Annotated in this window: 15 protein-coding genes and 1 tRNA gene; 6 read left to right on the plus strand and 10 right to left on the minus strand. The window is 65.3% G+C overall.

The window, feature by feature from the left end; translation table 11 throughout:
- Positions 1 to 290 precede the first annotated feature (290 nt).
- On the minus strand, positions 291 to 1,562 hold the full coding sequence (gene purD, locus AB0J47_RS36630) for a phosphoribosylamine--glycine ligase (RefSeq protein ID WP_364357415.1): 1,272 nt from the start codon (positions 1,560 to 1,562) through the stop codon (positions 291 to 293).
- Positions 1,563 to 1,855: 293 nt separating this feature from the next.
- Between purD and AB0J47_RS36635 the strand changes: the two genes are divergently transcribed.
- The gene (locus AB0J47_RS36635) at positions 1,856 to 2,230 is read left to right on the plus strand and encodes a PH domain-containing protein (protein WP_364357248.1); all 375 of its coding nucleotides are present in this window, start codon (positions 1,856 to 1,858) and stop codon (positions 2,228 to 2,230) included.
- On the opposite strand, the gene AB0J47_RS36640 is transcribed toward AB0J47_RS36635, so the two are convergent.
- Positions 2,218 to 3,285, minus strand: a complete 1,068-nt coding sequence (locus AB0J47_RS36640) for an alpha/beta hydrolase (protein ID WP_364357251.1) — start codon at positions 3,283 to 3,285, stop codon at positions 2,218 to 2,220. The genes AB0J47_RS36635 and AB0J47_RS36640 overlap by 13 nt on opposite strands.
- 113 nt (positions 3,286 to 3,398) lie before the next feature.
- On the opposite strand from AB0J47_RS36640, the gene AB0J47_RS36645 reads away from it, so the two are divergent.
- Positions 3,399 to 3,824 carry an HIT family protein gene (locus AB0J47_RS36645; RefSeq protein WP_364357254.1) on the plus strand — a complete coding sequence of 142 codons (426 nt, stop codon included), beginning with the start codon at positions 3,399 to 3,401 and terminating at the stop codon, positions 3,822 to 3,824.
- A 256-nt stretch (positions 3,825 to 4,080) separates the two neighbouring features.
- On the opposite strand, the gene AB0J47_RS36650 is transcribed toward AB0J47_RS36645, so the two are convergent.
- The 5 genes from AB0J47_RS36650 to AB0J47_RS36670 all read right to left on the minus strand — a co-directional run bounded on the left by AB0J47_RS36650 (position 4,081) and on the right by AB0J47_RS36670 (position 9,391).
- A complete protein-coding gene (locus AB0J47_RS36650; RefSeq protein ID WP_364357257.1) occupies positions 4,081 to 5,010 on the minus strand; it encodes a helix-turn-helix transcriptional regulator in 930 nt (309 codons plus the stop codon).
- A gap of 209 nt (positions 5,011 to 5,219) precedes the next feature.
- Positions 5,220 to 6,716: a HAMP domain-containing sensor histidine kinase gene (locus tag AB0J47_RS36655; protein WP_364357260.1), complete on the minus strand. Its 1,497-nt coding sequence runs from the start codon at positions 6,714 to 6,716 to the stop codon at positions 5,220 to 5,222.
- Positions 6,713 to 7,450, minus strand: coding sequence for a response regulator transcription factor (locus AB0J47_RS36660; RefSeq protein WP_364357263.1), 738 nt, complete (start codon positions 7,448 to 7,450; stop codon positions 6,713 to 6,715). Before AB0J47_RS36660 ends, AB0J47_RS36655 begins: the two co-directional genes overlap by 4 nt.
- A 109-nt stretch (positions 7,451 to 7,559) precedes the next feature.
- On the minus strand, positions 7,560 to 9,146 hold the full coding sequence (locus AB0J47_RS36665) for a trehalose-6-phosphate synthase (RefSeq protein ID WP_364357266.1): 1,587 nt from the start codon (positions 9,144 to 9,146) through the stop codon (positions 7,560 to 7,562).
- Positions 9,147 to 9,220: 74 nt separating this feature from the next.
- A complete protein-coding gene (locus tag AB0J47_RS36670) occupies positions 9,221 to 9,391 on the minus strand; it encodes a hypothetical protein (protein WP_169338030.1) in 171 nt (56 codons plus the stop codon).
- 188 nt (positions 9,392 to 9,579) lie between these two features.
- Here AB0J47_RS36670 and AB0J47_RS36675 point away from each other — a divergent pair, with 188 nt between their 5' ends.
- The 4 genes from AB0J47_RS36675 to AB0J47_RS36690 all read left to right on the plus strand — a co-directional run bounded on the left by AB0J47_RS36675 (position 9,580) and on the right by AB0J47_RS36690 (position 12,078).
- On the plus strand, positions 9,580 to 10,413 hold the full coding sequence (locus AB0J47_RS36675; protein WP_364357270.1) for an alpha/beta hydrolase: 834 nt from the start codon (positions 9,580 to 9,582) through the stop codon (positions 10,411 to 10,413).
- Positions 10,414 to 10,541: 128 nt separating this feature from the next.
- On the plus strand, positions 10,542 to 10,784 hold the full coding sequence (locus AB0J47_RS36680) for an MbtH family protein (protein ID WP_011207082.1): 243 nt from the start codon (positions 10,542 to 10,544) through the stop codon (positions 10,782 to 10,784).
- Positions 10,785 to 10,906: 122 nt separating this feature from the next.
- A tRNA-Thr gene (locus AB0J47_RS36685) sits at positions 10,907 to 10,981 on the plus strand.
- A 554-nt stretch (positions 10,982 to 11,535) separates the two neighbouring features.
- Complete coding sequence (locus AB0J47_RS36690; protein WP_364357273.1) at positions 11,536 to 12,078, plus strand: DUF3995 domain-containing protein; 543 nt, start codon at positions 11,536 to 11,538, stop codon at positions 12,076 to 12,078.
- A gap of 55 nt (positions 12,079 to 12,133) precedes the next feature.
- Here the strand turns inward: AB0J47_RS36690 and AB0J47_RS36695 are convergent, their stop codons facing one another.
- The 3 genes from AB0J47_RS36695 to AB0J47_RS36705 form a co-directional block, all read right to left on the minus strand.
- Complete coding sequence (locus AB0J47_RS36695) at positions 12,134 to 12,457, minus strand: hypothetical protein (protein WP_364357276.1); 324 nt, start codon at positions 12,455 to 12,457, stop codon at positions 12,134 to 12,136.
- Between the two features lie 118 nt (positions 12,458 to 12,575).
- Entirely contained in the window at positions 12,576 to 13,061 is a 486-nt protein-coding gene (locus tag AB0J47_RS36700; protein ID WP_364357279.1) for a h domain protein, read from the minus strand.
- A complete protein-coding gene (locus AB0J47_RS36705) occupies positions 13,058 to 13,789 on the minus strand; it encodes a hypothetical protein (protein WP_364357282.1) in 732 nt (243 codons plus the stop codon). Before AB0J47_RS36705 ends, AB0J47_RS36700 begins: the two co-directional genes overlap by 4 nt.
- Between the last annotated feature and the right edge of the window lie 48 nt (positions 13,790 to 13,837).

The raw sequence follows: 13,837 nt of genomic DNA on the forward strand, positions 1-13,837 counted from the left end.
CGGCGTGTTCGCGGCCCCCTGGTGTCTCGCGTCCGAGCCGTCGAGACTCGCGACTACGTCGCATGCGCTTCGACGACTCGGACGCGAGACGGGCCGCGAACCTCGCTCGTAAGACTCGCTCCGTTGTGGTTACGGAGGCGGGGAGCGATCGGCACCTGATGCGCGCGTGCTGGACGGTCGAGTCCTGCGACTGTGTCACACGCGTTTGAACGGCTCAGACGCGAGACGGGCCGCGAACTCCTCGCTCGTAAGACTCGCTCCCTGATGGTCGTTAGTGCCGGTTTGTCCCGTCAGACCGAAATGCGATCCTCGACCGCGGCGAGGCCGATGTCGGTGCGAAAGTGGCTGCCCGGCAACTTGATCGAGGCAATGCGGTCGTAGGCGTGCGCGCGAGCCTCGGCCAGATCCGCGCCGACGCCGACGACGCTCAGCACGCGACCGCCCGCGGAGACCAGTGCTCCGTCCTCGCGCGATGCGGTTCCCGCATGTAGCACGGCGGACGTGTCGTCGGTAGTGCCCTCGCCCGCTCCGGTGATCACATCACCGACGCGGGGATGACCCGGGTAGTTCTCGGCGGCGATCACGACTGTGACGGCCGAACCGACGCGCCAACGCGGTGCGGCAACCTCGGCGAGCGTGCCGGTCGCGGTGGCGTTCAGCAATTCGCCGAGCGGACTCTCCAGCAGCGCGAGCACGGCCTGGGTCTCCGGATCGCCGAAGCGACAATTGAATTCGACGACGGCGGGTCCGGCGGCACCGATCGCCAGCCCCGCGTACAGCAGACCGGAGAAGCCGCAGCCACGCCGCACCAACTCCGCCGCGACGGGCTTCACGACATCCTCGACGATCGCGGTGACAGTCTCCTCCGGCAACCACGGCAGCGGCGTGTACGCACCCATACCGCCGGTATTCGGCCCGGTATCACCGTCGCCGACGCGCTTGTGATCCTGCGCGGGCAGCAGCGGCACCACAGTTTCGCCGTCGACCAGGCAGAACAGCGAAACCTCGGGCCCGTCCAGGAAGGATTCCAACAGCACCGGATGGCCCTGCTCGAGCAGTTCGGCACCGTGGTCGCGGGCCGCAAGCCGGTCGGCGGTCACCACCACACCCTTGCCCGCGGCCAGGCCGTCGTCCTTGACCACCCAGGTGGGGCCGAACCGGTCCAGCGCGGCATCGAGTTCAGCAGGATTGTCCACAATCTCGCTGTGCGCGGTGCGAACCCCGGCGGCGGTCATGACATCCTTGGCGAACGCCTTCGAACCTTCGATGCGCGCGGCCGCGGCCGACGGACCGAAGCATGCGATACCCGCGGCCCGGACCGCATCGGCGACGCCCAGCACCAGCGGCACCTCGGGTCCGATCACCACCAGGTCCGCGTCCAGCTCGGTAGCCAGCGCGACAACCGCCTCTGCCGAGGACGGATCAACCGCTCTGACCTGCGCGTACTGGGCGATACCGGCATTGCCCGGCGCCGCGAACAACGCGGTCACCGCGGGGTCCCGGCGCAGGGCCAGGACGAGGGCATGTTCACGGGCTCCGGAACCGATGACGAGTACGCGCACGGGCAACAGCTTAGGGTGTGCCGAACTCGCCCCGACCAGTAGTCCGCGCACCCGATACTCGGGGTTCATCGGCCGTACACCCCGCACCCGCCGATCCTGGCAGGCGGTACCGATTTCTGCCGCCGCCCATCCCGATAACCACTGGTGGGCGAGCGAGCGATGACTGATTTCGTAGGCACATGGGTAACTCGTCGGGCACGCCCAAAAGCCGACCGCCCGGTTACCGCCGGCCCGTATTGTGGATATCGAGGCACCGGACGACCGGCAAAATACGCGGAGAGGCGGGGGAGTCTATGGGTCTGATCGACGGACTGATGGGCAATGCCGGACGGATCGATCCCGGTAAGGCGCAAGAGGAATACGCGAGACTAATGGGCGGCGGTGAGCAGGTTTACGCCGCGTATCTGCTTGTCCGCGATGCGATTCTGTTCACCAACAAGCGTCTCATCCTGGTCGACAAGCAGGGGGTCACCGGCCGCAAGGTGAGCTATCACAGCATCCCCTACCGCGCCATCACCCACTTCTCGGTGGAAACCGCGGGCACCTTCGACCTCGATGCCGAACTCTGCATCTGGATCTCCGGCACCCATGAACCCGTGCAGAAGCGATTCAACCGTCAGGTCGACATCTACGAAGTGCAGAGCATTCTGTCGCACTACATCGCCTGACCACTCAGCCCGCTGGTTATCACCGGACGGACCCGGGTCAGCAGCAGTTCGAGAAACTGTTCGGGCTGCCAGAATGCCGCGAAGTGGTTGGCGTCCGCGATCACCGCGAACTCCTTGTACGGCGCCTCGACATCGTCGAAGTAGCGGCGTGCCCTGGCCGCTGGCATCAAGCTGTCGTGTTCGCCCTGAAAGATGAAGAACGGCAACTCGAATCGCGTGCCGTCGCGCCAGGCATCGAAGTGCACGGATTCGACGCCGACCTGAGCGGAGAACTTCATACCGTCCGCACCCACCTTCAGATCACGCAGCCGATGCAGTGGCGAGAACCACATCGAGGGCATGATCAGCTTCTTCAGGACCTCGGTGAGCATGGGATCCGAGCTCGTCGCCAATTTCGCGTGCAGACCCCATTGCTCGGCGGTCCATCGCGTGGCATCCGGTCCCATTTCCTCCAATTTCGCTGCGGCGGCGCGCTTTCCGGATTCGCGCAGCCGTCGCACAACCGCGAAGAATGCGCTCTCGTCGGGCTCGCCGCCGGTGATGTTCTGGTCAGTGCCGACATAGGCCGAGTACAGCTCGGGATGGTTGCGGGCCAGGCGAAGTCCCAGGACCGAACCGAAGGAGGCGGCCAGCAACACCACCTTGTCGGCGTGCAGCCGGTCGCGCACGTAGTGGGTGACCTCGAGTGCGTCGGCGTAGAGCTGGCCGAAGGTCATCTCCCCTTGCGCGCCGCGACCGAAAGTCTTTCCCGCGCCACGCATATCCCACCGGACGATCGTGAAGTGCTTTTCCCAAGCCCGAGTTCGATGGGCGAAGTAGGTGTTCGAGGCGCCGGGGCCGCCGTGCAATTCCAGCAGCACCGGGTTGGACCGGTCCTCGCCGCGGATTTCGACCCACTGCTCGATGCCACCGATGGTGACGAAGCCCGCCTCCGAGATTCCGTTCGGGGTGTCGATCCGGAGCGCCCGAGCATTGCCGCGGCGCCGCATCTGACGGTGGGTGAGCAGACCTGCGGGGGCGGCGGCTGCTGCGGCGGCAAGGGCAATGGTGATCATGTCGTTCCTAAACTGTGTCCGTCGGAAACTGATATGTGTACGATAGACACAATTCCGGGGCGACGTCAACACCGGAACGGCCGCTCGGGACCGCTCGGCGTAGCCTGCGGTACATGGCTTCTGTTTTCAGCGCGATCATCGAAGGCCAGCTGCCGGGCCGTTTCGTCTGGGAGGACGACGAATTCGTCGCATTCCTCACCATCGCCCCGGTAACGCAAGGGCACACACTGGTTGTCCCCCGCAAGGAGATCGATCAGTGGCAGGACGTCGACGCCGACACCTTCGCGCGGCTCAACGGCGTCGCGCAGAAAATCGGCCGAGCGGTCCGCCACGCCTGGGACGCACCCCGCGCCGGCCTACTCATCGCCGGCCTGGAAGTCCCCCACCTGCACGTCCACGTTTTCCCAGCCTTCACCATGGGCAACTTCGACATCTCCGGCGCCAACCCCCACCCCACCCCCGAATCCCTCGACGAAGCCCAAACCAAAATCAAAACCGCCCTCCGCGACTTGGGCTACGGATCCAACGTTCCCGATTGATCAGGCGTCGCTTCGGTGTGCCGGATGGGTCGATCCAGGCCGTATGAGTGTCGCGGAACGCGGACGGTCGCCGCATCCGGCGCGTGTCGGCCTTCGATTCCGAAGACCACCTCGGCGACGCGCCAATAGTTGGACGGGACCAGTCGGCCAGAAGCCACGGCCGTGAGCGTGCCGTCTGCCGCCTCATCCAGCTCGTCGGCCGCTAAGCCCAGGTTCATATTCGCCGTAGCGATTCGGCGCGTCGGCGCGGTCACACCTAATCGCCCGCGCTCATGTCTGGATCGACGCGACGCAGCGCTGATGCCAACCATTCGGACCGGCGGTGTTCGGCTGGCATCACTGCCAGCCCGTTTGTCGCCTCGCCTATCGCTTCGGCCGTATGCCCCAGCAGCGCCAGCACACCGCCACGCTGCACAGCCCCGAATCCGGTGCTCCACCAATACATCGACGCGGGGGGCTCAGCACCCTCCGCCGCTTCCGCCGCCGCATCGGCCACGGCCAGCGCGCGTTGTGCTTCGACCTTCTCTCCGTGCGCGGCCAATAGCTCGGCTCGCCGCATTCGCCCATAGGCCGTAATGACAGGGTGCGCGTCCCGTACCGCCAGCGCGGCGTCCGACAGTGCGAGGACTTCGTCATATTTCCCCGCGCTCATGGTCACGTAGCCGAGGAAGCCCAGGCTGTGGGCAAGCCGGTCCGGGTCGCGAGACTCCTCCGCCAGGCTCACAGCGGTGCCGAGGCTACGCCGGGCAGCGGCATCAGCTCCGATCGCGTGCTCCAGCCACCCGCGATACTGCGTGATCTCCGACGCGAGGGACGCCGCATTACTCCGTCCCACACGCGCCTCACCGGCAAATGTCTCGGTCATCTCGGCCATGCCCCGGACGGCGGGCAGAACTGTCAAAGCCCCTGCCGCGTCCTCGAATCGGCGCGTAGCCGCCAACATCACCGCCACGTCGGACAAGGCGGTGATGTCCACGCTGGCTGGTGCTCGCGCCACCGCCGTCAGCCGCTCCAAGTCCGCGTCGAGCACCCTTTCGTAGGCAGCGACGACACCGGCAGGTACCGGGCGCTGGCCGGTCTCGATCAGCGACAGGTATGCCCTGCTGTAGTAGCTCTGCTCGGCCATCGCGCGCAGCGAGATACCCGCCGCCTCGCGAGCGGCGCGCATCAGCGCACCGGGTTCCATAAGACCAGCCTAACGCGCACAGTCCGCTGGTAGACGCTGTAGACGCGTGTGGACACCGAACTGGTCCGTTCCCGAAAGCCGCACGCCTAGCGTGTTTTTCAGCCCCACCGCCGGGGAGATGCCGTGGCCTCATCGATGAACTGACGACCCTTCGTCTACAAGGCAAGTGCTCACAACCGGACCCGGGTGCCCCACAGCAGTGCCGTCGCTCAGCGATTTTCGCGGGGGAGGCGGACGGTGAAGGTGGTGCCTTCATCCTCGGCACTTTCGACACTCACTGTGCCGTTGTGGGCGTCGACGAGGGCTTGCACGATGGACAGGCCCAGGCCGGTGCCGCCGCTGGCGCGCGTGCGGGAGGTGTCGGTGCGGTAGAAGCGTTCGAAGATGCGCTCGGCTTCCTCGGACGGTAGGCCCTGGCCGGTGTCGGCGACTTCGAGCAGGACCTCGTCGTCGGTGGGGGTCAGCCGGACCGTGACGTCGGCGTCCGGAGGTGTGTGCGTGAGTGCGTTGTTGAGCAGGTTGGCCAGTATCTGACGCAGCCGCGCTTCATCGCCGACTACTTCCAATGTTCCTGTGCCCGAACAGATTTCCAGTTCGACCGAGCGTTGCGAACCGTCGTCGTCATTGGCCGCGGCGACTGCGCGGGCATTGTGCACGGCATCGCTGGCGAGGGCGAGCAGGTCCACCGGACCCAGTTCCAGTGGACGCTGCGCGTCCAATCGGGCCAGCATCAACAGATCCTCGACCAACAGCCCCATGCGCTGGGCCTCGTGTTCGATGCGGTCCATGAACATGGCCGGATCCGCGGTCGCACCTTGCCGATACAGTTCAGCGAAGCCGCTGATGGTGGTGAGTGGGGTGCGCAGTTCATGACTCGCGTCGGCGACGAAGCGGCGCATCTTCGCCTCGGAGCGCCGGGCCGCCGCCTCGGACGCTTCCGTCGCGGCGAAGGCTCGCTGGATCTGGGCCAGCATGCCGTTAAGCGATTGGGACAACCGGTCGACCTCGGTGTTGGTGCCGCGCACCGGAACTCGGCGATGCAGATCACCGGCGGCAATGGCGGCGGCGGTCTTCTCGACCGCGCGCAGCGGCCGCAGACTGCGTCGGATCACGAAGTAGGCGAGCACCGCCAGCGCGGCGAGCACCGCGGCGCCGACCATGAGCTGCAACATGATCAGTCGATTGACGGTGTCGATGTTCTCGGTCAGCGGTATCGCGACCGTCGTCGTCGTATCGGGTGAAACCGCCGTCATGGTCCGCCATTTGACCGTCGAGCCGCTCTTGGAACCGACGGTCACCGGTTTAGTGAGTACCTTGCTACCCGGCGGATCCGTGTTCGGCCGCGCATCGGTCAACCGCGGCAGCTCGGGCTCGGCCTCCTCATTGAACGGCCTGGTCTCGAGATAAACGGTGCCGTTGCCGCCGGGGGTCGGCTCGATGTGCACATAGAAGGTGCTGGACGGATGCGGCGGATTCGACGGAGTCGGCGGCCGCGGCCGCGACCACGCCATCACCGCATCGCGAAGCTGCTGATCGGTGCGGTGCAGCAGCGAATTCTCCAGCGCCGAGGTGACGACCGTGCCGGAGGCGAACAGGCCGAGCGCGGAAAGCAGCACCAGCGCGAGCACGAGCGTCACCCGCAGCGGAATCGCCGAAGAGGCACGTGCCAGTCTGCGACGGGTCTGTTCGATTCGGGAAGTGATCATTTCTCGGACTGGCGCGTGCGATTCGGCGCGCGCATCACATAGCCCACACCACGCAGCGTATGAATCAAACGCTGATCACCCGTGTCGACCTTTTTGCGCAGATACGAGACATAGGTTTCGACCACGCCGACCTCACCCCCGAAGTCATAGCGCCACACATGGTCCAGGATGCGGGGCTTACTCAACACCGTCCCGGCATTGACCATGAAATACCGCAGCAGGGTGAATTCGGTGGGCGACAACGCGACCGGCACGCCCGCCTTCCACACCTCGTGCGTATCGTCGTCGAGTTCGATGTCCTCGAACCGAATTCGCGAACTCTCGCGCTGCGGGGCGGTATGACCGAAGCGGCGCAAGACAACTCGCAGCCGGGCAACCACTTCCTCGAGGCTGAACGGCTTGGTGATGTAGTCGTCGGCGCCGAGGGTGAGTCCGGCGACCTTGTCCTGCACATCGTCGCGCGCGGTCAGGAACAGCACCGGTGCGTCGATGCCATCGGCACGCAGTCGGCGCAGCAGCCCGAAGCCGTCCATGCCGGGCATCATCACATCGACGATCAGCGCCTGCGGTCGGAAGGTGCGCGCCTTGTCCAGGGCCTGCGCCCCGTCGATAGCAGTATCGACCGCGAACCCCTGATAGCGCAGGCTCACCGACAGGAGCTCCACGATCATGGGTTCGTCGTCCACCACCAGCACCCGGGCCTCGGGCGTGGACTCCGCAGGCGCACCACTCATTGCTTCATAGTCCGGCAATCGACTGGGAACTGTCTGGACCTTACCTGGGCGATTCCTGTGAATGGTGTGTTCAATTGCCGCTCGTATGACTCACTCCGTCGTGGGTGCGTCAGCGACGGGGAGCTCGCGACTCCGGGTACACATCGTCGTCGGTGAGTAGCGCGCTGCCCGCGACCTGATCCTGTGCCAGCGCCTCCAGGAACGCTCGCGCCCAGCGGTCCACATCATGCGCGAGCACCTGACGGCGCAAGGAGCGCATTCGGCGGCGACGCGTATCGCGGTCGTCCTCCAGCGCGGAGATGACGGCATCCTTCACGCTGTTCAGATCGTGCGGGTTGCACAAATACGCCTGACGCAATTCGGCTGCGGCGCCGGTGAATTCGCTCAACACCAACGCGCCGTTGAGACCACTGTGACAGGCGACGTACTCCTTGGCGACCAGGTTCATCCCGTCGCGCAGCGGCGTCACCAGCATGACATCGGCGGCCACGAAGAAGGCGACGAGTTCGTCGCGCGCAATCGGGCGGTGCAGATAGTGCACGACCGGATATCCGACCCTGGCGAATTCGCCGTTGATCCGGCCGACCTGGCGTTCGATATCGCCGCGCATCTGGATATAGCTCTCGACCCGCTCACGGCTCGGGGTGGCCAGCTGCACCATGACGGTATCGGCGGGATCCAGCCTGCCCTCCAGCAGCAACTCCTCGAGCGCGGCGAGACGGATATCGATGCCCTTGGTGTAGTCCAAGCGGTCGACGCCGAGCAGGATATTTTTCGGATTGCCGAGTTCGGCACGGATTTTCGCGGCGCGCTCCCGGACCGAACGGCGGCGCGAATGCTCGTCGAGTTCGGCCGAGGCGATCGAAATCGGGAACGCGCCGACTCGGACCGTGCGGAAGCCCACCTGCACCACGCCGAGCTTGGAGCGCACACCGACGGTGCCGCGCGAGGTGGGCTGTCCGGCCAGTCTGCGGGCCAGGTAGAGGAAGTTCTGCGCGCCGCCGGGCAGGTGGAAGCCGATCAGGTCGGCGCCGAGCAGACCCTCGATGATTTCGGTCCGCCACGGCATCTGCATGAACAACTCGACCGGCGGGAACGGAATGTGCAGGAAGAATCCGATGGTGAGATCGGGCCGCAGCATGCGCAGCATCTTCGGCACCAATTGCAGTTGGTAGTCCTGTACCCAGACGGTCGCGCCTTCGGCGGCGACCTTCGCGGTGGCCTCGGCGAAACGCCTGTTCACCGTGACATAGGCGGCCCACCAGGCCCGATCGTAGACCGGGCGCACGATCACGTCGTGGTACAGCGGCCATAGCGTGCCATTGGAGAAGCCCTCGTAATACTCGGAGACTTCCTCCGCGGACAGCGGCACCGGATGCAGTTCGAGGCCGTCTTCGATGATCGGATCGATATCCACATCCGGAACGCCGGCCCAGCCGACCCAGGACCCCTTGTTATTGCGGAGTACCGGCTCCAGCGCGGTCACCAGACCGCCCGGACTGCGCTTCCAGCGGGTGGAACCGTCGGGCAGCTTCTCCAGGTCGACCGGCAGCCGGTTGGCGACGACGACGAAGCCGGAACCGGCCCCGTTCACGTCGGCGAGGGCGGAGGGGACCACCGTGGTGTCGGGTTCGGATGGGGGCTCTAGAAAGGCGTGTTCGGAGTCCTCGGACGGCTGTTGGGTCATCTGGTCCACTCACGCATCCTTTGCGCGTCGCTGTTCCCGTTGAAGTTATGAGATAGTCGACGGCCCCGTTGACGTCGAGGTGGTTACTCGCCCCGAGAGTTAGGCCCGATGCCCAGCATCGACAGCAGCATCCGGCATTCGTCGGCATCCTCCGCGTAGGCCGCGACAACTCGCTGCGCCTGACGGGCGGTCTCGTCGGCGAGTGGTTCCAGATCGTCGTCCGCGATGTCGTTCGCGCTGCTCTTCGCGGCCATCTTGTTGTCCTCCCGGCTCAGTACGCTCGTACGTGCGAATATTCAATGGTATCTGGCCACCATCGAGGTGTGTCGCACCCGGATATGGGTGACCTCCGACACGTTCGGCGTCATACCCTTCGCTTGTTCGTCGAAAACCGGAGCCCGATACCGTTGGAACGCAGCACCAACTCCACGAAAGGGTCGATATGCCGCTGGCCACGGTGAACGGAATTTCACTCAACTACCAGGTCAAGGGCGACCGAGCCAAGGGCACGGAGGGGAAGGGCGCCGGTCCGCTGGTCGTCATGATCATGGGCACCGGCAGCCCAGGCCGGGTCTGGGAGTTGCATCAGGTCCCGGCGCTGGTCAAGGCGGGATATCGGGTCTGCACTTTCGACAATCGTGGCATCAAACCGTCCTATGAGGCGGCCGAAGGGATGACCATCGATCAGCTGGTCGGGGATACCGCCGGACTCATCGAACTGCTCGACGAGGGTCCGGCACTGGTGGTCGGCACTTCGATGGGCGCGCGGGTGGCCCAGGAACTCGCGCTGGCGCGTCCGGAATTGGTCCGCAAGGCCGTATTCATGGCCGGACACGGCCGCCTCGACCAGTTCCAGAAGACGCTCTCGCTCGGCGAACACGAACTCGACGCCAGCGGGGTCAGCCTGCCCGCGAAGTACGAGGCCGCCGTGACCGCGGTGATGAATATGTCGCCCGCGACCATGGCCGATCCGAACGCCGCCCGCGACTGGCTCGATCTGTTCGAATTCACCGGTGGTGCGGTGACGCCCGGGATCCGCGCCCAGCGCCGGATGGACCACGATTTCGACCGGGTGCAGGCCTACCGCGGCATCAAGGTGCCGTGCCTGGCCATCGGATTCGCCGACGATCGGATGATTCCGCCGTATCTGTCCAGGGAGGTTGCCGAGGTCATTCCTGGTGCGCGTTACCTGGAAGTTCCTGATGCGGGGCACTATGGCTATCTAGAGCGTCCAGAAGCGGTGAACAAGATCCTGCTCGATTTCTTCGCGGCCTGAGGTAACCGCCTACGCGTAACGTCTACCTTGCTAGGGTCGACACAACGCTCGGGGACCTTCCGGCGCTCGACAGCGTTGGACGAGCCAAGGGCGATCCCGTACATGCGCCAGTATCCAGTGAGGTGAAATTGAGCACCAACCCCTTCGATGACGAAGACGGCCGCTTCTTCGTTCTGGTCAACGATGAGGAACAGCATTCGCTGTGGCCGGCCTTTGCGGAGGTTCCGGCCGGATGGCGAGTCGTTTTCGGCGAGGACAGCCGCGCCGCGTGCGTGGAGTACGTCGAGAAGAACTGGACCGACATGCGTCCGAAGAGCCTGCGTGACGCCATGGCCGCCGATGACGCGGCCCGTCAGGGCGCCCAGTCCTGACGCGCGGTATCCGATACTGCGCCGGGCTCACAGCTGAACCGTCACTGCGTGACACCGCATAGCCGGTGTCACGCAGCTGGCGTGCCCGGTTATGATTGGCACCGTTTTGTAAGACACCGTCCGCCTCCTTAGCTCAGTGGTAGAGCACTCGCCTTGTAAGCGAAAGGTCGTCAGTTCAATCCTGACAGGGGGCTCCATTCCAGCCGCTACGCGGCTGAGCTCAGCGGCAGAGGCCCTGCCGTTCGTGTAAGCGAAAGGTCGTCAGTTCAATCCTGACAGGGGGCCCCAGCCGAGCGCGTCGGTCACGGCGCGCCCGTTCACGTGACAGAGGCTTGATCCGGTTGAGGTGCCCTACGACGGGGGCCGCTGTTCCAGGGCACCGCCAGGCCAGCGGTAATGCCGTCTTGATCACGGCGTAGCCCCCGGACGAACGAGTGCGGCCGCGCCGGACTCAGCGTCGCACCACGCGTCGGTGACGCACACACCTTCGAACTGCCCCCAGCGGACCTCCCAACCGCGGCCCAGCATCATAAACCTGCCCCTCCCCCGAAATACACTGCTGGACAAGCGATCACGGGGAACCGGTGGCGGGGTCTACTCGCCGCCGCCAGTTCCACCTGATCGGCCGACCAAGAGAAGTGGTGCGATGACCGCAGTGACCGTGGTAGGCGCGATTTGCAACCGTGGTAACTGTGGAGACGGTGGTGGCGGCGGAAGCTTCTCGGAGATTTCGGGACGTATGCTGCGTTGGATGAGGTTGGCTCGGAGGGATTGGGCCGTGGTCGCCGCGGTGTTTTGGAGCTGTGTGTTCGCGGCGGTGCACTTGTTCTGGGCCTTGGGTGGGTCTGTGGGGCTGGCGTCGTCAGCGGGCTCGGATTTGGCGGCTCGGCGTCCGCCGATGTTCGTTGCGGCCGGTCTGTGGGGCGTGGCTGTTGTGCTTCTGGCTGATGCTGCGTTCGTTGGTGTGGCAGCAGCTGTGAATATGCCGCGCCGGTGGCGCTGGGTTATGGCGTGGATGATCGGGCTTGCCGGGCTGGTGTTGCTGGCTCGCGGTGTCCTGGTCGAGGTCGCGTTAGCCGCGGATGCGGGCGGTGTCCGTTGCGAGGTGGGGCCGCATCGAACTTGGTGGAGTCTGGTGCTGTGGAATCCGTGGTTCATGCTCGGTGGTGTGTTGTTCATCGGGGCGGGTCTGGGTATTGGGAAGCGTTGTTCGCGGCCGACTGGTCGTGCCGAGGCTCAGGTTGCGGCTGGTCTCGGATCTCGATATAGCCGCTTGGCTTCGAGCATGGCATAGAGGACGTCGCAGCGGCGGCCTGATCGCCGGGCAGCTGCTCGACAACCGGCACGGTTCAGGCGTCCGGCCCCTCAGCACGCCGGGCCCTGGCCGACATGCCGCGCTGCCACCAATCGATCACCTCACCCGCGCGAGTCATGTCTTCGATCAGATGCGCGGCGGCTTCCACCTGCGCACCGGACTCGCCGCAAAACGTCCACAACCGCTGAGCCGCCCGATGGTACTGGTGGATCACCGCGTCGACCTCGAACGCATCCAACTGCCCGGCACCGAACCCGTCCAATGCCCGGCCGACGTGCTCGAGCAGCTCGCCGAGCCGCACTTCGTGATACGCCGCCACACGATCCCGAGCAGCCTGCCATTCAGCCTTTGACGCCACTCGAATCACGTTACCGACCGCGGACTCCGCCAAAGCCATCACCAGGCAGAACATCAACCCACGACTTGACAACGAACATAGGGACACCCCCGGCCGCGGTGACAGCGGGTGCAGCCAACTAAATCGGGTTTACTGCGGATACGAGCCAGTGGCCGTTGTCCTTTTCGAGGTTTACTCGGACTCGGCTGGTGCTGATGTTGGCTTGGGGGGAGTCCTTGCCGGTGGTTACCTGGTTCAGGTACAGCAGGACCACCGCGTGGGCGGGTTCGGCGGAGACTACGCCGGTGGCCTGGGTGGTGGCTTGGACGTTGAGTTCCTTTTCCTTGGCGCCGGGGGCGATAGCTTCCCTGATCAGTTTCAGGTAGTCGTCGCGGAAGCTGCCGCTGAGATTGTCCGCGACCTTGGGCAATTCGGCGTCCACCGTTTTGAAGTTGTAGGTGAACATCGCTTCGACAGTGCGTTGGGCGGCGGGGACGGCCTGGGTACGCGCCTGTTCGCTCTTGCGGTCGTTCCAGAATTTGTATCCGGTGACGCCGCAGATGGCCGCCAACGCGACGATGACGAGGGCGACCGCGGACGCCACCAGAATCAGCCGCCGACTCATGCCACGAACTCCACTTGTGAGGCGGTGATCCCGTTATCGCCGCGAGTGACGGTGACCCGGAACCGGTAGTACCGCGTCTGCGGATCCGCCATGCCCGCATTGGTCAGGGTCTGCTTGGCGGCGACCAGCACGCGTGCCGAATCCCCGTCCTCGCTCTCGATGGCGGATTCGATGATCTCACCGGTGGCCTTCACCTTGGCCTGTTCCACAACGCTCGCGTAGGCGTCCTTGCGCTGGGAGTATTCGGCCTTGAGTTCACCGGAGGCCACCGCGAGGACGCGGTCGATATCGGCCTTGGCGGTGTCGTCCTTGATGGTGGTGAGATTGAGAATCGCCTGCTTGGCGGTCTGCACGTAGTCCGCGCGCCGCGCATCGCGGTCGGATGCGGTGTGCAGGTTGAAGGCGAAGAATCCGGTGCCGACCACCAGCGCGATCGCCACGACCGCGGCCGCGACGGCACCGGCGATGAGAACCCAGCGCGGCGGGGCGGACTTCGCAGCGTCATCGACGACCTCATCGGCGACGTTGGGGATCTCCAGCGTCGTCACGGATTCGGCATCCTCGCTCGGACTGTCCGACTCCGTCTTCGTCACCTTGACGGTGACATCGACGGCCTTGGACAGCTCGACACCTTCGGTCTCGAGCGGGAGCGTGTCCTCCGGCGGCGGACCCGCCGAACGCACCGCCCGTCGCCTGGGCCGAGCCTTGACCACACTGGATTCACTCATGCCTGCACCTCGCTGACGCTCGGTTCCGGCATGCGCGAAGCACGCTGT

The organism is Nocardia sp. NPDC049737 (assembly GCF_040674755.1).
Taxonomy (GTDB): Bacteria; Actinomycetota; Actinomycetes; order Mycobacteriales; family Mycobacteriaceae; genus Nocardia.

What these genes read in the sequence shown, in the direction of transcription:
- AB0J47_RS36655 (WP_364357260.1), bottom strand. Translation starts at nt 6,716, where the DNA reads ATGATCACTTCCCGAATCGAACAGACCCGTCGCAGACTGGCACGTGCC.
- AB0J47_RS36670 (WP_169338030.1), bottom strand. Translation starts at nt 9,391, where the DNA reads ATGGCCGCGAAGAGCAGCGCGAACGACATCGCGGACGACGATCTGGAA.
- AB0J47_RS36640 (WP_364357251.1), bottom strand. Translation starts at nt 3,285, where the DNA reads ATGATCACCATTGCCCTTGCCGCCGCAGCAGCCGCCGCCCCCGCAGGT.
- AB0J47_RS36705 (WP_364357282.1), bottom strand. Translation starts at nt 13,789, where the DNA reads ATGAGTGAATCCAGTGTGGTCAAGGCTCGGCCCAGGCGACGGGCGGTG.
- AB0J47_RS36700 (WP_364357279.1), bottom strand. Translation starts at nt 13,061, where the DNA reads ATGAGTCGGCGGCTGATTCTGGTGGCGTCCGCGGTCGCCCTCGTCATC.
- AB0J47_RS36690 (WP_364357273.1), top strand. Translation starts at nt 11,536, where the DNA reads ATGAGGTTGGCTCGGAGGGATTGGGCCGTGGTCGCCGCGGTGTTTTGG.
- AB0J47_RS36660 (WP_364357263.1), bottom strand. Translation starts at nt 7,450, where the DNA reads ATGAGTGGTGCGCCTGCGGAGTCCACGCCCGAGGCCCGGGTGCTGGTG.
- AB0J47_RS36645 (WP_364357254.1), top strand. Translation starts at nt 3,399, where the DNA reads ATGGCTTCTGTTTTCAGCGCGATCATCGAAGGCCAGCTGCCGGGCCGT.
- AB0J47_RS36675 (WP_364357270.1), top strand. Translation starts at nt 9,580, where the DNA reads ATGCCGCTGGCCACGGTGAACGGAATTTCACTCAACTACCAGGTCAAG.
- AB0J47_RS36635 (WP_364357248.1), top strand. Translation starts at nt 1,856, where the DNA reads ATGGGTCTGATCGACGGACTGATGGGCAATGCCGGACGGATCGATCCC.
- AB0J47_RS36650 (WP_364357257.1), bottom strand. Translation starts at nt 5,010, where the DNA reads ATGGAACCCGGTGCGCTGATGCGCGCCGCTCGCGAGGCGGCGGGTATC.